At 45.1% G+C, this 6,203-nt stretch carries 3 protein-coding genes; all 3 read right to left on the reverse strand.

Going from position 1 to position 6,203, the window contains the following annotated elements; genetic code table 11:
- Nucleotides 1-102: 102 nt before the first annotated feature.
- Nucleotides 103-915 (reverse strand): hypothetical protein, encoded by an 813-nt coding sequence (locus F6K52_RS30460; RefSeq protein WP_293087683.1) that lies wholly within the window; start codon nt 913-915, stop codon nt 103-105.
- A 173-nt stretch (nt 916-1,088) separates the two neighbouring features.
- On the reverse strand, nt 1,089-6,026 hold the full coding sequence (locus F6K52_RS30465; RefSeq protein WP_293087686.1) for an alpha-2-macroglobulin: 4,938 nt from the start codon (nt 6,024-6,026) through the stop codon (nt 1,089-1,091).
- Nucleotides 6,004-6,203 (reverse strand): hypothetical protein (locus F6K52_RS30470; protein ID WP_293087689.1); only part of this gene is annotated, 200 nt, incomplete at its 5' end. The genes F6K52_RS30465 and F6K52_RS30470, both read right to left, overlap by 23 nt.

A 6,203-nucleotide genomic window follows, 5' to 3' on the forward strand; every position in this document is an offset into this window, starting at 1 on the left:
TCCCATGGTCTTATAGCGCTGCATACCTACTCCCTACTCCCTACTCCCTACTCCCTACTCCCTACTCCCTACTCCCTACTCCCTACTCCCTGTAACCCAAGACTAAAGTCCCTGATCCAATTGAGAGCTGCTATATGAAGTGGGATAATTTAAGAGTGGAGTTCTCTCAAACCCAATTGGCAGTCGATTTAATCGACTTAATTCCTTATCAATGTGATTAATAAAGTACTTCATTTCTCTAGGATTGCCATCGATATCTTGACCTGTGACCAAGTAGCTACTTACCTCATTCTGTAGAGATGCATAGTTCAGGTATAACTGTTTGTTATTGACAATACTGTCCTCATACCGGAATAATCCAGGAAGATTTCCAAACAGAATAGCTGATGCTGAAACCACTACGAAGATATTAATCACATAAGGGTGAGTACTATTCCAACCTGATCGAATAATAAATAGTAAACAAATTCCTGCTACAATTGCTGTACTATAGGTCATTAACTTAGACATATAGTAATTGTTGTAGAAGAATGTCATCATTTTAAAATGTCTTTGGTCTCGCGCTTGGATTTCTTGGATTTGGTCACTAATTCTTTCTTGTTCAACCGGAGCAGCATCAGCGATGGTCTCAGTATAGGCAACTGGTTCTCTTGGGGGCAACAACCACTTTTGAGTTTGGTAGTTACCTAAGGAATACAGAAAGATAACTCCTACAGTAATCAGTAAAACCAATACAGAAGTTATGGCGATATGTCCAATCAGTGGCTTCGACCAAAATTTTGGCTGAGTTAAGCCTATGGGCTTAGTTTCCTGATTGTCCGTTTTCACAACGGTTTCAATGGTTTCATGATTATTAGTTGTTGTAGAATTTTCTTTATCGATGTCGATAGGTGAAGTTTTATTAAACTCTAACATTAGCTTGACCTCCAAGGGGCGGACATATGGTTTTTGATTGGGACTCGGTTTTTGATTCGGATATGGATTTAGTACCATCAACTTTAAAAGGGTATTCAATAAGTATTAAGTTGTCAATTTAAGGCAAAAGGAAAATGGTAATTAGCAATTAACAATTAATAATTAACTAATAATTAATCATTAATCACTAAGGTAGAGGAAGCCGACCTGCCAAATTCTTCTGGGGCATAGTTGAGGTGTGCTTGGGCAGGGGGCCATAAATAGGTTCCTGGTGTAACTGAGCGCACTAGATAATGCAAATTATAGACACCAGCTTCTAATCGATCGGCATAAGCGACAATGCGATCGCGATGAATTTTCTGATAATCGATTTGCCAGCTATCCTGTTGAGCTTGGAAGTAAGGAGTAGCAGTTTGGAAACTAGTATCGACGGCTTCTAAGCCAGCTGGTAAGAGATCTTCGATCACCACATGATCCACTGGATGATCGGTAATCACCTCCACGCCAATATCAAACACTTGTCCCGCTGGTACTGTTAATGGGTCTTTGAGAGCATACAGTCCAATCTTTCGCAACACCTTTTCCTGATTAGCGGGACGTATGGTTTTGTTTACTCGTAATCCATTAAACCGACCGGCTTGATTGCCTTGTAAGCGATAACGATAGCTGGTTAAGTAGTGTAGAGTCCCTGCACCAGATTTCTTGAGAATTAGGTCATGGCGACCTCGGGGTAACTTATCCATGGGAACCTGAATCGATTGACTAGGTTTCTGATACCCCTGGAACTGGGCTGAGCCAAGTTTTTTCCCGGCTAGTTGCACCGTTGCGCCAAAGCTGGGGGGTGTAGGCTGTAATCGACTATAGTCTACTAAGGCACTCAAGGCTTGGGCATTATCGTAGGTAGTTTGCCAAGTGCCATCTCGCCGTAACTCTAATAACCCTTGTAATAGTTTACTGCGAACCTCGGCTGAGCTCTTTTGGACAATAAATAGGCGCAAGGCTTGAGCTTGTGCAGTAGTAGAAGAATCCAGCCAACGCCAGCTTTGGGGTAAGTTTATCCGAGCTGAACGCCCAGTTTGATAGATGCTTTCCTGAAACTGATTGACTAGAGTTTGGGCTTGGCTCCGCCACTGAGGAAACTGTAATAAGTAACGGGCTAATTTAATCTGAGTGACCCGGTCGAAGTTACTGCTCTGTTCATAAAGGTATCCTAGGAAGTCACTGCGGGTCTGACCAAGTTCTGCTAACCCCATCAGTGCTTCTAATCGCACCTTACTCTTACACACTACGCTCTTGCAATATTCATACTGACCAGGATTTGCCAATATTTTCTGCAAGTAGTTCTGGAGACGGCTCACCATCCCAGCATCTACTGATAATCCTGCTGCTTTAGCCCGAGCTAGAGCAGTAGCAGCATAGGGAGACACGAAGGGGTCTGAGGATTTTTGTCCGGGCCATCTGGCAAAGCCACCATCTGGTCGCTGGAGTTTCTGTAACTGTTTGATAGCCTCAGTGCTTTGTTGGCTAGGGTTAAACTCAGCAAAGGTCTGACCATATTGTTTGCCGAGTATTTCCAAATTGGATGCGATCGCTAATTTACTTGCGACCGGTTCTAAGAAGGGTAAGTCTTCGTTATCCAACACTTGCTTAGCCGGAGCAGTAATTTCAGGAATCAGAGTGCTAGCTAGGGAAATCTCTAACCCTCCCGCGTCAGCTACCACGTTACTAGCTATATTCACCGGGATTTTTACTTGATTCCTGGTTACTCCCGATTCCACCACTTGCTCAGTAATGTCAACGGGTTTAACAGCTAAGGGTACTTCAAACCCATCCTGATTACCATTTAGCTTAGTGGTAAACTTGACTTTAGCTTTATCCAAGTTATTGGCTACCATCGGAAAACGATAACCACTGGTTCCGGTCTTGGCTGAGGTTTTTTGATTCAGCGTCGGTCCTTTACCATCATCAAACTGAACGGCACCGGTCAGTTGTCCATTAATCTGTAAATCTCCCGTTTGCCCAGTATTATTAATTAGCGATATACCAGCTTGAAAGCGATCGCCTGGACGAGCAAATTGAGGTAATACGGGATTAGCCATCAGCCGCTTGGTGGTCATAAAGGTAGCCTGGCCATTACCAAAGTGTAGGTTGCCATCCGTGGCTACTGCCATCACCCGCCAAGTGGTTAAATTATCTGGTAGTTTAAAAGTTACCTTTGCTTTACCATTGGCATCTGTTACCAGTGAGCCATTGTAGTAGGCTAAGGGTTTGAATTCCGTGCGAATCCGAGTGCTTGCTGCGCCAGAAGACTTTCCTCCACCATAGCCCCAGCCTTTTTCCATCATTCGCGTCGCTAGGCTTTCTAGCACCACCTTAGGACGGTTATCGCTGAAGCGAGTGGAAATATCTTGCTGAGCATACACGGTCTCTACTAAATCCGGTATTTGGTAGCCACTCAGTTGCAAGATCGCTTCATTGACAACCATCACGGTCAACTGTCCCTTTACCGGTTTACCCTTAGAATCTTGCAATGCTAATTCCACGGTTTGCTTAGCACCAGGTTCAATGGACTTAGACTGCAATGTCTCTGTTACCTTGAGATAGTTATCATCCAAGCTGGTATTAAAGGGAGCAAAACCAATCCGCACCAGATTTTCTACACTCCCTGGCTCCACTTGGGATAGGGGTTTGCCTTGGCGCACTACTACTGCTTCTACTGCTGCATTAGGTACCATCTCCGGAGTGACTTTGAACTTAATCTCTGGCGCACCCCCTTTAACTTTGACTACTTTGCGATAGAGGGTATTGTTCCGAACTACTGAAAAATACAATTCCCCTTGGGCATAGGGAGATTGAATCAAGGCTGTAGCTGTTTCCCCCGGTTTATAGCTATCTTTGTCTAGTTTGATATCCAGGCGAGAGTTATCATAGCGAGACCCCCAGTAGACTGAGTTTCCACCGGTTGCCCAAATTTGTAAGTCTGTTGCTGCTAAGTCATTTTTAGCCTTAGCGAAATTAGCGCGAATTCGATAAGAACCGGATGAGGGAGGAGTGAGCTTGATGGATTTCGGACTACTACCAGAACGGACAGTTACCTCTTTAACGGTTTTGTATTCTACCTGATTCTTTTCTCGCTGACTCCCTGCCAAGACCTGGGTGACACTGCTGTATTTCATCTCTTGCAGTTCCAGGCGTACTGATTGTCCTTTGACCACTTTACCGGTGGGGTCAGTAACAATCACTTCTACAGGGAATGGTTTTCCGGCATCCGCCACCCAATTCCCTTTTAATCCAATTAGTTTATCGCTAGGTAAAGCTGTAAATGTTTTAGAATCGGATACCGACAGATTCGAGACATCGGTAACTTGGGAATCTACCCGGTAAGTCATGGGATAGGGCAGGTCTTTCGTCACCGGAATAGTTAGACTACTTTGCCCAGACTCACTCAAGGTTTGATTAGTTTGGAGTACATCACTGGTAACTTGCGGTTTTTCTTGGGGCCAAAACCACTGCTGACCAAAGGAAAACTCTTCCCATCCTTCTGGAGTAAAGTAGACGGGGGTCCGAGTGACGTAATAAGCAACCTTTCCCCCGTCTACATTTGAACCAAACCAATAATTTCCTTGGACATTAGCGTCCACCTTCTCGCCCATGTTAGCAAATTTTTGAGCAAGGGTTAGGTCAACTTTAAAGTTAGGAGGATTAAACTCAGCTACTCGGAAACCACCTGAAATTTCTTTCCCATTGCTTCCCCTGGCCTGAACGGTATAGAAACCTAGGGGTTGATTCTCTTTCAGGGGTAATTCTAGGGAGAAAGTACCAAATTCATTAGTTTTCTTAGTGCCTAAGTCTGTCTTCTTACCATTGGGTTCTACCAGCGTGACCTGATAAGATGCATTTTTGTCTTGGGTGAGGTTATCTTTTTCCAGATAATAGGCTGCTGCGGTGAACCAAGCCTTTTCTCCTGGTTGGTAAAGCTGTCTGTCTGAGAAAATAGTCCCTCGGGATTTGGGTTTGCCATTGTCCCAGTCTGAATAAATCCCGTAGCCATAATACCCACTATATTCATTGGTTCGAGTAAATGCCCAGTCTTTGCCTTCTTTAGCTATTACCAGTAATTTTGGGCCTTTACTGAAGCGCGTTGCCCCATTCATACATTGCCGTAGAGCCTGACTGTTTAGGGCGATGGTGCCAGTTCTGTCAGTTTTTGCGATCGCACAGGGTTTTGGCGTGCCTCGATTGGAAGCATTCAGCTCAGACTTATATATCTCTACCGTTGCTGCTGCTGGTGAGCCGTTGGACAGATGATTCACTTGCACCAAACCGGAATCAGGAAACCATTGCGCAAACACTCCCAAATTTGTCAGCTGCACCATGCCATAAAAGGTTGGTTCCCACCACTTTTCGTTTCCATTGCCATCCTGATAGCGATTGGCTTTCCCTTGCACCCCATAGGCCAACATTCCCGTTGGACCTCCTAGTCGTTTCCTCAGGGAAACCGCGATATTAGTGGTTTTATTTTTCTTTCCCGCTACCCGGAAACGCTCCCATTGACTTGGGTTCGGTAATAAATCATTGCTCTTGCCACTGGGATAAGCGGAATCTTTATAGACCAAGTCAGTGGGTTGAACAATGCGATAAGCCGCTTTATACTCTGGTTGCGGTAAATTGACCGTAGAAATATTCAACTGTAGGGACTCGGAATTGCTTTTTAGGGTAGACGGAAAGATATGCAAATCCGAGGGAGCCCAGATATCCCCTGCTAAATCCCCTGTTTCGTACTTAAAGGTTATAGGTTCACCCAAGGTTTGCCCAAATTGGTCACTGAGATTAGCACCCAGAGTAACGGTATAGTTAGTTTCTGGTTCTAATGCCCAAGGATTAAGGTTAACGAATCGATTGCCATCATAAGCTTGCACCAATTTGGGAGCTTCCTTGGGAGCAGGCTCAACCGTAATATTCTCCATGGCGGAAGAGGCCAGCAAACCATTATTAAATTCCAACCGAGCTGCCCCTTTGACAAACCGTCCATAAGCGCCTCCCGCCTCTGGTTGTCCATAAAATGTAGTTTCCTGATAGGTCAAGGGGTCAAAGGTTTTGACTTGACTCACGAAAGCGGTTTCGGTCGCGATATTGCCGCGAGCGGCCGAGGAGAATAGTGACCCCCAATGAGAGCCCCTTGCCGAACTTCAAGCTCTCTGGATAGCGAGCGACTTCGATAAGTTCGTGATCCGAGAGTGTGGCAATGAGCTCATCTATCTCTCGCTCGCTCACACCGTCGCCCGCCA

Source organism: Moorena sp. SIO3H5 (assembly GCF_010692395.1).
In the GTDB taxonomy this organism is placed as follows: Bacteria; Cyanobacteriota; Cyanobacteriia; order Cyanobacteriales; family Coleofasciculaceae; genus Moorena.

Excerpts from the sequence above, each read along its gene's own strand:
- F6K52_RS30460 (WP_293087683.1), bottom strand. The coding sequence starts at position 915 with ATGTTAGAGTTTAATAAAACTTCACCTATCGACATCGATAAAGAAAAT.